The following is a 15,230-nucleotide window of genomic DNA, read 5'->3' as shown; positions in this document are numbered from 1 at the left end:
GCAGCACCATGACCCACGCGCCGCTCTCCAGCCCCCACCACACCAGCGCCCTCGTGCTGTTCTCGGGTGGACAAGACTCCACCACCTGCCTGGCCCACGCCCTCTCGCGCTACCCGCGCGTGGAAACCATCGGCTTCGACTACGGCCAGCGCCACCACGTGGAAATGGACGCCCGGCTCAACGTGCTGCGCGAACTGCGCCAGCGTTTCCCCGCCTGGTCGCCACGCCTGGGCGAAGACCATGTGCTCGACCTCGGCGTGCTGGGCAAGGTCAGCGAAACCTCGCTCACGCGCGACATGGCTTTTCGCATGGAGGAGAGCGGCCTGCCCAACACCTTCGTGCCCGGGCGCAACCTGCTCTTCCTCACGTTGGCCGCGGCCCTGGCCTACCGGCGCGGCATCCAGGTCATCGTGACCGGCGTGTGCGAAACCGACTACTCCGGCTACCCCGATTGCCGCGACGACACCATGAAAGCGCTGCAGGTCGCGCTCTCGCTCGGCATGGACCACCGCTTCCTCATCGACACCCCCTTGATGTGGATCGACAAGGCCGCCACTTGGCGCCTGGCCCACGAACTGGGCGAAAACGCGCTGCTCGTGGGCGGCGGCAACGCGCTGGTGGACCTGATCGTCGAACACACCCACACCTGTTACCTCGGTGACCGCCGCCACCGCCAACCCTGGGGCTACGGCTGTGGCGGTTGCCCGGCCTGCGAGCTGCGCGCCAAAGGCTGGGCGGCTTACGCGTCACCGTCGAATTGAGTCTATATATAAGAAAAAAGCTCAACAAATGAATTTTTTCATCACAAGAATGTAGTAGAGTTGCGCGTTTTTCGACTCCGGGCAGGAGACGCAAATGGCCTTCTTGAACGAATACATCTCCGGTGAAGACTTCGAGCGCTACAACCTCGCCTCCTTGAACACCGCGCGCCCCCGATCCGGCGGCGCCGCGCCATCGCCTGCCACGGCCTGGACCATCGACCGCGACGCCAACTCCTGGCTGCGGCAGTTCTGCGCCAATGCGAAGCTCAAAGCCTCCACCGGCGCGACCACGGAGGTGTCCGTCTGGGACTTCTATTGGCGCGGAGCGCTCACCCAGGTCAAGCTCCAGGCGCTGGAAGCCGGCGGCGATGCCGGGCAGCATGGCTGGTCCCGTTCGCGTCTCGTCGAAATCGAAATGCCCGCCGAGATGGTTGCGCTGCAGTGGCAGATCAAACGCGATCTCCGCGCCGCCTTGAACGCCTACAAGGATGGCGGCGTTCTCTCCAAGTCCAGCAGTTTTTCCTGCGAGCTGGAGTAAACCGCTGTGGGGTGGGGATCACCCGAGTTGGTTTAAAAATCAATTCAAAAGAAAACATCCTAAAAATTTGGATGGACATATTGGTTTCTTTTGTATTAAAAACAGCGCCTTCGAATCCCGGCCAGACCTTGCCCTAGGCACCCCGCGCTGAGCCGGCCGACGCCATCCACGGCGTTCACCAACCGCTGAGAAACCATGACCGACATGACCCTGGCAGGGCCGCACGCCTTGCGCCTAGGGGTGGAGGCGCCGCTGAGCCCTTCGCCAAAAGCAACCCCCTCCCCGGACGCTGGCCTGTGCTGCCTGCTGACGATCGCGCAGTTCCACGGCGTGGCCGCCGATGGTCCTCAGATCGCCCATGAATTCGCCCATGAGGGCGGTTTGCAAGTGCAGGGCATCCTGCTCGCGGCCCGCAAACTGTCGTTGCACGCCCGTCGCGTCAGCGTCGATCCCGGGCGCCTGGGCCAAGTCCCCAGGCCCGCCATCCTGGTGGGTCACGACGCGCAAGGCCAGCCCGACTTCCATGTGCTGCTGGACGTGACCGACAACGGTGCGATCGTGTACGCCCCGTCCCTGCAAAAGCCCGACTTCCTTTCGCTGGACGAACTGGCCGCGCGATGGCCCGACCGCGAAGCGATCCTCTTCACCTCCCGGTCCACCCTGGCCGGTGAGATGGCGCGGTTCGACTTCACCTGGTTCATTCCGGCGGTCGTGAAGTACCGCAAGCTGCTGCTGGAGGTGCTGGCGGTCAGCCTCGTGCTGCAGGTCTTCGCGCTCATCACGCCGCTGTTCTTCCAGGTGGTGATGGACAAGGTGCTGGTGCACCGGGGCACCACCACCCTGGACGTGATCGCGGTCGCCTTCGCGGTGGTCGTCCTGTTCGAGGTCACCCTCACGGCGCTGCGCAGCTATGTCTTCGCCCACACCACCAGCCGCATCGACGTGGAGCTCGGCGCCCGCCTGTTCCAGCACCTGCTCGCGCTGCCACTGGGCTACTTCCATGCGCGGCGCGTGGGCGATTCGGTGGCGCGGGTGCGCGAACTGGAGAACGTGCGTTCCTTCCTCACGGGCAGCGCACTCACCGTGGTGCTCGACTTGCTGTTCTCCGTGGTGTTCCTCGCGGTCATGGCGTATTACAGCGTCTGGCTTGCCTTGATCGTGGTGCTGTCGCTGCCGTGTTACGCCATCCTCACGGCGGTCACCACGCCGGTGCTGCGCGCGCGCCTGAACGAGAAGTTCAGCCGTGGCGCGGAGAACCAGGCCTTCCTGGTCGAAACCATCAGCCACATCGACACCGTCAAGAGCATGGCCGTGGAGCCAAAGTGGACGACGCGCTGGGACAACCAACTGGCAGGCTATGTGTCGGCGAGCTTTCGCACCGCCACCATCGGCACCCTGGCCAACGGCGGCGTCACCCTCATCTCCAAGCTGGTGACCGTGGCCACGCTGTATTTCGGTGCCAAGCTGGTCATCGAAGGCCAGCTCAGCGGGGGCCAGTTGATCGCCTTCAACATGCTGGCCGGGCAGGTGGCCCAACCCGTGATGCGTCTGGCGCAGTTGTGGACCGACTTTCAGCAAACCGGCCTGTCGGTGCAACGCCTGGGCGACATTCTCAACAGCCCAGCCGAAGCGGCCGACGCCAAATGCACCTTGCCGCCGATCCAAGGCCGTATCACGCTCGACAGCGTGGTCTTCCGCTACCGCGCCGACGGCCCCGAAGTGCTGAAAAATCTTTCGCTCGACATCGCCCCTGGCGAAGTGGTGGGCGTGGTGGGCCGCTCCGGCTCGGGCAAGAGCACGCTCACACGCCTGGTGCAACGCATGCACCTGCCCGAGCGCGGACGCGTGCTGGTCGACGGCATGGACCTCTCGCTCGTCAACGCCAGCTCGCTGCGCCGCCAACTCGGCGTCGTGCTGCAGGACAACGTGCTGTTCGCCCGCAGCATCCGCGACAACATTGCCCTGGCCGAACCCGGCGCGCCGCTGGCGCAGGTGATGGACGCCGCGCGCATGGCCGGCGCGCACGACTTCATCACCGAGCTGCCCGAGGGCTACGACACGCTGGTGGGTGAGCACGGCTCCACGCTGTCGGGTGGGCAGCGCCAGCGCATCGCCATTGCGCGCGCGCTGCTCGGCGACCCGCGCATCCTCATCTTCGACGAAGCCACCAGCGCGCTCGACTACGAGAGCGAACGGATCGTTCAGAACAACATGAAAGAGATCGTGCAGGGGCGCACCGTGATCATCGTTGCGCACCGCCTGAGCGCCGTGCGCGAGGCGAACCGCATCGTGGTCATGGACCGAGGCCAGATCGTGGAGATGGGCACGCACGCCGAGCTGCTGCGCAAGCCTTCGGGCGCGTATGCCGCGTTGCACCGTTTGCAGCAGGCATGAGGTCCGCATGAACACCATTGCACTGCGCATCCGCCTGCAAGCCCTGTCTGATCTGCTGCGGCGCTACCGCCACGCCTGGCGCCAGGCTTGGCGCGCGCGCGCCGACCACCGCACCCCACCGCGCCAGGGGTATGAAGTGGCCTTCATGCCCGCGGCCCTGTCGCTGCAGGACGCGCCCGTCTCGCCCGCACCGCGCGTGGCCATGTGGCTGCTCATCGGCTTCCTGTTGCTGACCCTGTTGTGGGCCGTCTTCGGTCGCATCGACGTGGTGGCCACGGCGCAAGGCAAGATCGTGCCCAGCGACCGCACCAAGACCGTCCAGTCCTTCGAGACCGCGTCCATCCAGGCCATTCACGTCACCGATGGCCAACACGTCAAGGCCGGTGACCTGCTGATCGAACTCGACGCCACCACCGCGCAAGCCGACACCGACAGGCTCCAAGGCGAACGCGGCGCGGCCGAACTGCAAGTGGCGCGTGGACAGGCCCTGTTGGCTGCGCTGGGTACCGGCGGACGCGAGCCTGTGATGCAACGCCCGGCGGGCGTGGACGGTGCACGCCACCTCGAAGCGCAGCGTCTGCTGTCCGGTCAGTACGCCGAGTTCGCCGCACGCCTGAGCCGCATCGTGGCCGACACCGCGCGGCGCGAAGCCGAGCTGCGCTCCACCCAGGAAATCGTGCGCAAGCTGGAGCAGACCGTGCCCATGGCGCAGCAACGCGCACGGGATTACCAGAACCTGATGGCGCAGAACTTCGTGTCGCGCCACGGCTTCATGGAACACGAGCAACACCGCATCGAACAAGAGGCCGATCTGGCGGCGCAACGCAGCCGCCTGCGCGAAATCGAGGCGTCGCTGGGCGAAGTGCGCGGGCAGCGCCAGGCCTTGATCGCCGAAACCCGGCGCGGCACGCTTGACAGCATCACCGAAGGCCAGCAACAGCTCGATGCGCTCGCGCAGGAATGGAAGAAAGCCGATGTGCGCGGGCGCCTCATGCGCATCACCGCGCCGGTGGACGGCACCGTGCAGCAACTCGCGGTGCACACGCAAGGCGGCGTGGTGACCGCTGCCCAGCCCTTGATGTTGATCGTGCCCAGCGACGATCCGCTCGAAGTGGAAGCCTTCTTCGAGAACAAGGACATCGGCTTCGTGCGCGCCGGGCAGCGCGCCGAAGTGAAGGTGGAGACCTTCCCGTTCACCAAATACGGAACGATCGATGCGGCGGTATCGACCGTGTCGCACGACGCGATCAACGACGAGAGGCGCGGCCTCATCTACGTCAGCCGCGTGCGCATGGCCAAGGCGCACCTGCGGGTCGAGGGTACCGACGTCGGCCTGAGCCCGGGTATGGCCGTGACCGTGGAAGTGAAGACCGGACGGCGGCGCGTGATCGAGTATTTCTTGGCGCCGTTGATGCAGCACACGAGCGAGAGTTTGCGTGAGCGGTGAGTTGCCGCGTTCATCGCGCGGATGGCGCAAGACCACCGCGAATGAAGGTGAATGGATCACAAAAAATAGTGGCTGTTTCGATACCCATGGGCGGTATTTCGCCGCCGAATTCGCGCTTATCGTGGCGGGCTTGTTCGCTGCGGGTTTTGAAACCAGAGAAGGGAGGTGGAGATGAGCTCTCGAATGTCGGACTACTTGAGGTTTTCCAATCTGCAGATCGCGGCAGACACCCAAGCCCAAGCTTTCATCGCAGATCGTTGGCAGGTGGTGGAGCACACCAACAGCACAACCACAAGCTTCAGCGGCACGCTGTTCCACAACAGCAAGACCGGCGAACAAGTCTTGAGCTTCCGCTCCACCGAATTGGCGGACAACCTCGGTGATCACTTGGCCACGAACTTCAACCTTCTGTACCCAGACGCGGTCGCGGCCACCTACACCTTCAATGGCGCGGGCATGGGAACGGTGGTCGTCACACAAGCCATCAACGTGTTTCGCGAGCACGAGGAGGATATTCATGCTTGAACTGGGCATCGGGGCCGATTTGGTCCGCAGCGTGCCCGCATAGGCATCTTGGCCGGTGTTGTTCAAGTTCAGTTGCGCGTATCGTCACGCGCTGGCGTTTTGAGGTGGCTTGTTCTCAAGCGCAACCTCGATCTGAATGACCACTGGGTCCAACGCGCCATTCAAGTTTGCCGAGAGGCATCCACAAGAAAAAGCAAATGGGAAGGAGGGAAACGTGATCCAAGCGATCAAGGATGTCTTGAATTTTTGCCGCCGAATGCGTGCGCGCCTTCAGATGGCGAACATAGGCGGTCTCGCGCGCGCCATCGCCGTGCGTGGCTGCTTCAAAGAGCAGCAGCCCGGCAGGCCTGAACACCCGGCAGAAGAGGCCAAAGGCGAACGCTTGATGGGCGGCTTCCATGCCACTTCGAACACTGCCATCGATGGTGGTGACTATGTGCGCTGTCGCAATGGTCGCCACAGCCCTCGCAAGTCTATGCAATCACGGAACAACTACAGACGTACCGTGAGGCGTTGTTCATGCACGAGGAACGCAGCATGTTTTTTGGGTCAACGAAGTCTGCTCGCGAGCAAGTCCAAGCGAAGACAAACGCGCGCATGTACAGACATCCACCGCTCATGAAGGCTTACCTTGGACACGCGATAGGTACGGCGTTTCTCGGGCTGCTCCTCCCGTCTGGTGAGCATTTAGGTCCATTGCACCGTCTCATGCTCCCGATCGTTGAGTTGATCCCGAATGCGATGCGGGCGACAGCACGCACGCCCGATCCGGTGTTTGCACAGACGTTCATCGGCATGTCGTTGCTGATCGCATTTCTGATCTTGTTGTACTTCACCGTGGCAGTTCGGGGGTACCACTTGAAGACCTTTGAGAGTCGAGCCAAGCGCTGGTTGGCGTTGCTCTATGCGTGGAGCGTGGTCTGCTTCTTGTTATTGGTTTTGTGGAAGTGGCCTTACCTCGACCCTCTCAGCATGAGCCGATCCTATTTCTTGCTCAAAGCAGCTACATCAGGGACTTTTGGCGTTCTCACCGCGATGAATCAGTTGGTTGTGGGCATTCCGCTGAGCTTCTTTCTAACCTTGTGGGCAGGGCATGCATGCACCACCACCAGAAAAGTCAATCGAGTCAACTTTTAACAATCAGGAGGATGTAAATGAACACCAGTACGACCATGCAACAGCAGACATACGAACAGTTCGCGGGGATGTGGGATGACTTGGCGGGTTGGGCGGCCAACTTCGCCAGTGGCATCGTCGATGCTTTCGAAAGCGGAGGCGCAAGCGCAGAGAAAAATCTGACTGCTGTGAGATCGCAGTACCAGATCGCCATTGCATCTGCGATCGCAAAACGAGAGATGGCTATGGCGGCAGCTGACGTCTTTGCTGAAGCGGTTTGGCGCACAGCTGCCGACGAAATGTCAAATGCTGCGTTTGCCTTGGCCGATGACGCCGTTTCTGCGGCAGACCGACTTACATCCTTTCAGGCGAGGGTCAACAATGGCTTGCGATCTATCGGTCGTTTTGCAGGACCAGCGTTCGACATCGTGGGCATTGCCGGTGCGATCAAAGACGGTGATGGCAACAAGGCAGGTGAAGCGGTTTTATCGATGGGGTTAGGGGCAGCCTTTGGCGCTGTGCTCTCATCAGTCGCCGGCGCCTTCGGAGCTGGCGCAGCCTGGGTAGCGTTTGCTGGCGGTACAGGCGCAGTGGCGGGAGCAGTCGGTGCCAAGTACTTGAACCCGTACACCACCCGCCCAGTTTTTGATTGGATGGGTGAGTACCTTCCCGACGGCTTCTGGCACCGCCTCGAATCCGTCACCTTCGGCGAAGGCGCAGCCCGCCTGGACCCGACCGGTTCGGTCTACACCTCCATGCTGCTGCACCGCATCGACAACAGCATCGCGCTCCCCGACCTCGGTCGCCTGTTCGACGTGGCCGGCTCCGCACGCGAAGGCCGAGAAACCGTGGCGCTGCTCAACGCCTTGGCCCAGGTGTTCAACCCCTCGGCCACGCCGCTGGCCAACAACGCAGACGACAAGGCCATCGTCGCCTTCGCCGGGCGCATTGCTGCTGTCACCGATCGCGTTCCAGGCGGCATTCAAATCTCCGCCACCACGCCGAGCGCGAGCGAAGCCCGCAACGACTTTGGCGCCATGCTGTCGCTGCAACTTGGTCTGCCGTTTGCTATCCGCCTCCCCGGTGCCTCCAGCACAACATCTGCCGCTGCGATGGAGCTGTATGCCTTGCACCGCACCGACTACGAACGGTGGCTGACCGACCACAACGCCATCGCTTCCGGCGCGGACGCGTCCACCTTGCATTTCAGTGACGACTATCTGCAAGCCCGCAGCGAGTACGTCCGCGCACTGGCATCGACGCACACCGAAGAGATCGCCTTGTTGGGTGGTGTGGCATCGGTGCGCGCACTCGGCGCGGCGAGCAACACGCGGTTCGAGGATCGTGCTCACCAACAGCAGCTCCAGGTGTTGGGCAATACGCCCCTGTTGCCTGCAAGCAAGGTGGTGTTCGGTGGCAACACCTCGGATGCCGATTTGTTGGGCGGCGACAAAGACGACCGCCTCTTCGGCGGACAAGGCGACGACGCTCTGAGCGGCGAAGGCGGTGCCGACCACCTAGAAGGCAACATCGGCATCGACACCCTGATCGGAGGCCTCGGCGACGATACGCTGCTCGGCGGACAAGGCAACGACACCTACGTCTTCCAGAGCGGCCACGGCCAGGACGTGGTGCTCGACGCCGATGGCCTGGGCCGCATCGAGATCGATGGCCAGACCTTGAGCGTGGGCAAACAACTGGCGCAGAACAGCAACGCCTGGGAAGACAGCAGCGCGAAATTCCGCATCGTGCGCCTGGACGAGACCACGCTGCACATCAGTGCCAAGAACAACAGCCAGGACAGCATCACCGTCAAAGGCTGGCGCGATGGCGATCTGGGCCTGACGCTGGGCGACGACGTGGACGATGGCAAATCGCCCGAGTTCAGCGCGCTGTACAAAGGCGACCAGCGCGGGCTCAAGCTGGGCGTCGAAGCGCGCCAGGACGACGTGCTTCCCGACGATGCCTCCTACGGCCACTACGACTGGAGCAGCACCACCTGGCTGGCCGACGGCACGCTGCAAGGTGGCAAGGCCGAGGGCGGGTTTGCCGATGTCATCAGCGCGGCTGGCCGGTCGGACAACGTGCGCATGCTGGGCCTGGGGGGCAACGATGCGCTCACCGGCGGCAAGGGTGAGGACCGCATCGAAGGTGGGGACGGGGACGATCTCATCAGCGGCGGTGCGGGTGCGGACCACATCCTGGGTGGGGCAGGCAGTGACTTCATCTACAGCGGCCAGACGATCCACGTGCGCCAGCGGGTGAAAGACGACGACCAATACGATCGGTACCCCGCTGAAAGCCTCATCGTCCGTGGCCCCACCTGGGCGGCGGTGAATACGGTGGGCGGGTACACCCTGGACAGCGGAAGAAACAACAGCACCACCAACAGCGGCGCGGGTGAAGCCCGGGGGGACTTCGTCGACGCGGGCGACGGCAACGACCAGGTGGTTGGGAGCGATGGCGCCGATACCCTGTTGGGCGGCCAGGGCAAGGACGTGCTCTGGGGCGCGGGTGGCGACGACCACTTGCTGGGGGGCACCGAAGACGACTACCTCCTCGGCGATGGCCTGGAAGACGGCGCTGGTCGGCTGTTGCAGCACACCGACCCATCGCGTCACGGCAACGACATCCTCGAAGGTGAAGCGGGGGACGACACCGTCATCGGCGGCGGTGGCGCAGACCATCTGCTCGGTGGTGATGGCGACGACGAACTCTATGGTGACAGCGACGCCAAACGCCCGCTCCACGGCAGCCACCACGGCCAAGATGTGCTCTCCGGCGGCCAAGGCGACGACCTTCTGGTGGGTGGCGGTGCAGACGACAGCCTCTCCGGTGGCGTCGGCGACGATCTGCTTTTTGGGGACGACATCAGCAGCCAGCAAGGCGCCTACGCGATCGACACCGCCTTTCACGGCGTGGATCACTTGCAAGGCGGCGACGGGAACGATGGACTGTGGGGTGGCGGCAAGGGCGACACCTTGCACGGTGGCAAGGGCGACGACGAGCTGCAGGGCGATGGCGATGCGCTCGACGGCAAGGCGCATGGCGACGACCAGCTCTTCGGCGAAGAAGGCAACGACCGCTTGCAAGGCGACGGCGGCGACGACACCTTGGTGGGTGGCCAAGGCAACGACCGTTTGGTTGGCGACAGCGAAACCCTGGGCGCGCAGTACCACGGGGACGATCGGCTCTTTGGCGGCCAGGGCGACGATGTTCTCTTCGGCAATGGCGGCAACGACCTTCTGGATGCCGGCGATGGCCACAACCAGGTCTTTGGCGATGAGGGTGATGACACCTACATCGTGCGCACGTCGGACGTGACGAACGCGGAGGGTGCAACCCAGAGCAACCGAACCTTCATTGCCGACCTCGAAGGTCGCAACACCTTGCGGGTGGACGCCGCGCGCAGCGCCTTGGACGTGGCGCTGCAGGGCCAAAGCGTGGTGCTGCGCTGGCGCGGGGCGCTGCCCGGCACCTGGGCCAGCGTGGAGTTCGAGACGCCGGCCACGGCGGCCACCTTCACCATCGAGACCGCCGATGGCCAGGCGCTGTCTCTGGCGCGCCTGCTGGGCGACCGGCTACAGGTTGCCACCGTGCAAAGCGCGTACCGCGACGACGCCGCGCTGGCAGGCGCGGCCCACAACGACAGGCTGTTCGTGTACGGCTCGCGCAACACCGTGACGGCGGGCAAGGGGGACGACGAGATTGTGCTCAACGGCACAGGCAGCACGCTGCGCTTTGACAGGGGCGACGGGCACGACGTGGTCCGCGGCTATGGCTCTGGCGGCGTGCTGGAACTCGGCGCGGGCATCACCCTGGCCGATGTGCGCGCCGAATTGAACGCCATGGGTCGACTGGTTCTGGTGGTGCGGGGGGAGGCGGGCCAGCCCGACGATGCGATTGCGCTGGACATGTCTTCGGACAGCGCCAGCAGTTGCATCACCACTTTGCGTTTTGCCAACGGGGTGGACGCGAATCTGGAGACCCTGCTGCGCCAGCAGGGTGTGGACGTGAAGGCTGCTGCGTTGGCGCTCGGCGTGCAGGGCACGCGCTATGCCGATCGGTTCGCGCACATGCAAGATGGCGCCACGCTGCAAGGGGGCGAGGGCGACGACGTGTACGTCTACGCTACCGGGAGCGTTGAAACGCCCACCACCAGTACGATCCGCGATTCGCAGGGGCGCAACCGCCTCCAGCTGAACGGCGTGACCGATTGGGCTTCCGTCTCCGTCACCCGCGGCGGCGCGGCATCACCCAACGACCTGATCGTGTCGGTGGGGTCGCTGTCCATCCGGGTCACCGACGCGCTGGTGCTGGCCGATCGCTTCGACGTGTCCATCGGCGGCCCGGACGCACCGGGCTCCACAAGAAGCCTGGCGTCCTTCGTGGCCGAGATGCCGGGCCTGCAGATCACCGGCACCCACCAGGGCGACCACATCGTGACCAGCGACCAGGCCTCCTCGGCCTTGGGCGGCCAGGGTGACGACGTGTTGCTCGGCGGCGCGCAGAACGACCTGCTGAGCGGGGGGGATGGCAACGACACGCTCGGTGGCCATGCCGGCAGCGACCTGTTGCTGGGCGGCGCGGGGGATGACGTGTACCTCGTCGACTTCAGCCTCGGCCACGACGAGATCATCGACCCCCAGGGTCGTAACACGGTGCGCTTTGCTGCGCACATACGGCCGCAGGACGTGTCGCTGGAGCGTATCGGCACCTCGGCCGACGTGCGGTTCGTGGTGGGGCCCGACCGCTCGGTCACTGTGCGCCGCGCGCTCGAAGGCGCGGTGGCGAGCTACGCCTTCGCCGACGGCACGGTGTGGATGCCGCAGGACTTCATCGACCAGATGGTCTCGCCGGATGGCAGCATCCTCGGTGGCGACGACACGGACAACGCGTTCAGCGGCACGTCGGGTGGCGACTTCATCAGCGGCTATGCCGGTGACGATGTGTTGCGCGGCCAGGCGGGGGACGACGAGATCCTTGGTGGCAATGGCCACGACACGCTGGTGGGGGGCCGCGGCAACGACCGGCTTGATGGCGGCCCTGGCGACGATGTCTTCGAATTCCAGCTTGGCGATGGCGTGGACCGCATCGCGGGGCTGGAGGGTGCGGACCGCGTGCGCTTTGGCGCGGGCATCCGGCCTTCGGCGGTGGTGGGCACGCGGGTGCAGGTGGATGGGGTGGCGTATGTGCAGCTGTCCTACAGCCGCGACGACGCGGTGCTGATCCCCGCCGATGCCCCGGTCGCGCAACTGGTGTTCGAGTTCGCCGGCGGCGAGCGCCGCCACGCGGCCAGCTGGTTCGCCGACATCGTGCGCGGCCACACCGCGCCGATTGAGGGCACGGCGGGGCACGACAAGCTGTTTGGCTATGCCGGGGCCGATGTGATGCGTGGGGGTGCCGGTGCGGACACGCTGTCCGGCGGTGCGGGAGACGACACCCTGGTCGGCGATGCGGGCGCGGACCTGCTGCTGGGCGGAGCGGGCGTGGACAGCTACCGGTTCGAAGCCGGCCAGGGGCTGGAGCGCATCCAGGACGATGGCGATCAACCGTCGCGGCTGGTGCTCGGCAATGGCGTGGCGCTGCAAGACCTTCGCTACGCGCGTGTGGGCATCGACCTGATGGTGCAGCACGAGACCTCGGGCGCGGCGGCCTACATTCGAGGCGTGTTTGCGACCGACGCTCAGTGGACGCTGGTGGACGCGCAAGGTAGCGAGCACAACCTGGGGGTGGTGGCTCAGGCGGCGGTGGCCACGCAGACGCTGGAGCAGCGCAAGGCCGCGTTCGTGCAGGCGCTCGACGTGAAGGCCGGCCCGCAGAAGATTGATGCATTCGTGTTCTCCGACACCGGCTCGGCCAGCAAGGACGTGGGCACGCTCGAGGAAAAGGTGTTCGTGTTCAACAAGGCCACGCGGCGCATCGAGAGTGGTGGTGGCGAGCCGGTGACGGTACATCCAGATCCGACGGAGACGAAGGCGGATCGCACCTATCTGTACATCGTCCGGGGAACGCGCACGTACGAGAAGACGGAGGTGACGTACCACGCCGCCCTGGAGAAGTTCGGTGGTCGCATTTACGACGTCACGGAGCTGCTGTCCAACTACGGCGGCGTCGTCCAGCTGGAGGAAGGTGCCAGGGTGTTCACGCAGGACGACCGCATCTTCGTGGAAGAGCCCGTCCGGTCCAACATATATTGGACAGAGGTCTACACCCGTCGCACCGTCACAGAAAACTACGCCGATCACTACTACCGCAACACCACCACGGTGACACGGCTTCACTACGATTTCACGGGCAGCGACGGGGCCGACACGCTGAACCTGGGTTACGGCAGCGGCTCTGTTACCGCGAGCCTGGGCGCAGGCGACGATGTGTTGATCGGCGACCCGTACGGTGCCCAACGCGATGACCTGAACCTGCTCAATGCGTCGGGCCAACCGGGATGGCCCGACGGCTCGCTGGGCCGCCACGACTGGATCGACGCCGGCGCGGGGAACGACCGCATCATCTCGGGCGACGGCGACGACGAACTGCACGGTGGCATGGGCCACGACTATCTGGACGCGGGCGCGGGTTCCGATGTGTATGGGGTAGACGCCCAGGACGACGGCTGGGACGTGTTGGTCGACAGCGGCATGACCACGGTCGAGGTGCGCCTGCATTGGACGCATCCGAACGTGCGCATCCCCGCGCTGGAGGCGGAGTTCCTGGCGCTGATGGCGCCCGGGTCTGTCAGCCCGTCGCCGGATTTCACCAACCCGTCCTGGGTACAGAAGCCGGCCGACCTTCCTGCGCTGCAGCTGGGCCCTGGCAGCCCGGCCTGGAAGATGGACTACGCCGCTGCCATTGGCCGCAGGAATTGGGAAATGCCCGCGTTCGATCCCCTCCTGGACTTTGGCTGGCTCACCGGTTCCATGCCGCTCACGGCCCCCAACGTCAACGCCCTGATGGCGCTGGCGCAGAAGATCCCGGCCCATCGCGTGCTGGGCGGAGACGGCAACCACAGCCTGAACATCGTCTCCGAAGAGCTGAGCGCCTTGATCGCCAAAGCCACCGGCGCGTCATCGACGTGGCTCGAAGCCGGTGGTCTGGATCCCGCCGCCTTGGCGGGCGTGCAGATGCACGGCGCACAACTCGTCTCCCCCGTGGTGGACACCGTGCGTTTCGGTGCAGGCATCGATGCGGGCGCCTTGCATTTCGACTGGAGCGTCGTCGATACCGATGCGGGGAAAAAGCAGGCGCTGTCCTTCAGCTGGGGCGGCCTGGGTGGCGTGCACGTGGTGCTGCCCGATGCCAACGACCCGCTGGCGCCCGGCGTGGGCATCGAGCGTTTCGAGTTCGCAGACGGCACTGTGTGGCCCCTCTCGCTGGTGCTCGAACTCGCGCCGCCCCGGCCGTCTTTCTCTTCCGCTGTCGTGGCCGGGGAGCCCATGGGCGTGGTCGAACTGCGCGAAGACGAGGCCTGGTCTTTCCAGATGCCCGAGTTGGCGTTCGAGTTCGGCGGTGATCGCCAGCCGCGCTACGCAGTGAACCGCGCCAACGGGTCCGGCGACCTGCCCGCCTGGTTGCGGTTCGATCCGGCCACGGGCGTGCTGTCCGGCACGCCCGCCAACGGGGATGTGGGTCCGTTGGAACTGCGCATCACCGCCAGCCTGACGTCGACGCAAAGCGCCAGCCAGACCGTGACCTTGCGGGTGCTCAACACCAACGACGCGCCGGTCATCTCGAGCGCCGTGGGCGACGTGACGGTGCAGGAAGGCGAGACGCTGGACTGGACGCTGGCACCGCACCACGTGCACGACGACGACCCGCAGGACCGCTACAGCTACTCGGTGCAGGCCGCCGACGCACCCGACTTGCCCGACTGGTTGCGCTTCGACCCGGTCACGGGCCGGTTGAAGGGACAGCCCGGCCCAGGAGATGCGGGGACGGTGGCGCTGCGGCTGGTGGTGCAGGACATCAGCGGCGCTGCCAGCGAGCGTCTCTTCAAGCTGAATGTCCAGCCCTTGCCCACGCCAGTGCACGAGGCCGCACCGCCTGCCGCAAGGTTCGACGCGCCGGCCGCAGCCGCCACGCCCGCGGCGACCCTCACCGCCGCTTCGAGTGACCCGACCTGGGACCTCTCGGAACCCTGGTCGCCGAAGTCGGCGCTGTGGCGCCACATCAGCGATACCGTGGGCTTGAGTTCGGATGGCGCGCGGCGCATGCAAGCCCAACGCGAGCGCGATGCCGAGCAGTGGCTCTCGCATGCGCCGCTGGCCGCAGCGACTGGACCGAAGTCGGAGATGCAAACCCTGATCGATGGCCAGGTCGAGCAGATGCGCCGCGCCATGGCCGAGTTTTCGGCACCCGCACCCGGTGACATTTCGCACACGCCGCCGCATGAGCAGCGAGGCAGCATCCAGCCACCCGTGATCGCGGCGAGCTGGTGAACACCCAGGCCGCG

The 15,230-nt window shown here is 65.1% G+C and carries 8 protein-coding genes; 7 read left to right on the top strand and 1 reads right to left on the bottom strand.

Translation table 11 applies throughout. The annotated features are described in order from the left end of the window. Positions 1 to 8 precede the first annotated feature (8 nt). The 5 genes from queC (at position 9) to F9K07_RS25810 (ending at position 5,665) form a co-directional block, all read left to right on the top strand. Entirely contained in the window at positions 9 to 761 is a 753-nt protein-coding gene (gene queC, locus F9K07_RS25830; protein ID WP_159596130.1) for a 7-cyano-7-deazaguanine synthase QueC, read from the top strand. Positions 762 to 855: 94 nt separating this feature from the next. Next, positions 856 to 1,299 carry a hypothetical protein gene (locus F9K07_RS25825; RefSeq protein WP_159596129.1) on the top strand — a complete coding sequence of 148 codons (444 nt, stop codon included), beginning with the start codon at positions 856 to 858 and terminating at the stop codon, positions 1,297 to 1,299. A 204-nt stretch (positions 1,300 to 1,503) separates the two neighbouring features. Beyond that, positions 1,504 to 3,693, top strand: coding sequence for a type I secretion system permease/ATPase (locus F9K07_RS25820; protein ID WP_159597113.1), 2,190 nt, complete (start codon positions 1,504 to 1,506; stop codon positions 3,691 to 3,693). A 7-nt stretch (positions 3,694 to 3,700) separates the two neighbouring features. Continuing rightward, positions 3,701 to 5,140, top strand: a complete 1,440-nt coding sequence (locus tag F9K07_RS25815; RefSeq protein ID WP_159596128.1) for an HlyD family type I secretion periplasmic adaptor subunit — start codon at positions 3,701 to 3,703, stop codon at positions 5,138 to 5,140. A 171-nt stretch (positions 5,141 to 5,311) separates the two neighbouring features. Then, on the top strand, positions 5,312 to 5,665 hold the full coding sequence (locus F9K07_RS25810; RefSeq protein WP_159596127.1) for a hypothetical protein: 354 nt from the start codon (positions 5,312 to 5,314) through the stop codon (positions 5,663 to 5,665). A 115-nt stretch (positions 5,666 to 5,780) separates the two neighbouring features. Here the strand turns inward: F9K07_RS25810 and F9K07_RS25805 are convergent, their stop codons facing one another. Continuing rightward, on the bottom strand, positions 5,781 to 6,065 hold the full coding sequence (locus F9K07_RS25805) for a hypothetical protein (protein ID WP_159596126.1): 285 nt from the start codon (positions 6,063 to 6,065) through the stop codon (positions 5,781 to 5,783). A gap of 119 nt (positions 6,066 to 6,184) precedes the next feature. On the opposite strand from F9K07_RS25805, the gene F9K07_RS25800 reads away from it, so the two are divergent. Continuing rightward, the gene (locus tag F9K07_RS25800) at positions 6,185 to 6,802 is read left to right on the top strand and encodes a hypothetical protein (protein ID WP_236581524.1); all 618 of its coding nucleotides are present in this window, start codon (positions 6,185 to 6,187) and stop codon (positions 6,800 to 6,802) included. Positions 6,803 to 7,434: 632 nt separating this feature from the next. Next, positions 7,435 to 15,216, top strand: coding sequence for a putative Ig domain-containing protein (locus F9K07_RS31960; RefSeq protein WP_159596124.1), 7,782 nt, complete (start codon positions 7,435 to 7,437; stop codon positions 15,214 to 15,216). The last annotated feature ends 14 nt before the right edge of the window (positions 15,217 to 15,230 follow it).

The sequence above is a fragment of the Hydrogenophaga sp. BPS33 genome, from assembly GCF_009859475.1.
In the GTDB taxonomy this organism is placed as follows: domain Bacteria; phylum Pseudomonadota; class Gammaproteobacteria; order Burkholderiales; family Burkholderiaceae_C; genus Hydrogenophaga.
This window is presented reverse-complemented; position numbering and strand designations above follow the sequence as displayed.

Coding starts and splice junctions, on each gene's coding strand:
- F9K07_RS25825 (WP_159596129.1), top strand. CDS start 856: ATGGCCTTCTTGAACGAATACATCTCCGGTGAAGACTTCGAGCGCTAC.
- F9K07_RS31960 (WP_159596124.1), top strand. CDS start 7,435: ATGGGTGAGTACCTTCCCGACGGCTTCTGGCACCGCCTCGAATCCGTC.
- F9K07_RS25815 (WP_159596128.1), top strand. CDS start 3,701: ATGAACACCATTGCACTGCGCATCCGCCTGCAAGCCCTGTCTGATCTG.
- F9K07_RS25820 (WP_159597113.1), top strand. CDS start 1,504: ATGACCCTGGCAGGGCCGCACGCCTTGCGCCTAGGGGTGGAGGCGCCG.
- F9K07_RS25810 (WP_159596127.1), top strand. CDS start 5,312: ATGAGCTCTCGAATGTCGGACTACTTGAGGTTTTCCAATCTGCAGATC.
- F9K07_RS25800 (WP_236581524.1), top strand. CDS start 6,185: ATGCACGAGGAACGCAGCATGTTTTTTGGGTCAACGAAGTCTGCTCGC.
- F9K07_RS25805 (WP_159596126.1), bottom strand. CDS start 6,065: ATGGAAGCCGCCCATCAAGCGTTCGCCTTTGGCCTCTTCTGCCGGGTG.
- queC (WP_159596130.1), top strand. CDS start 9: ATGACCCACGCGCCGCTCTCCAGCCCCCACCACACCAGCGCCCTCGTG.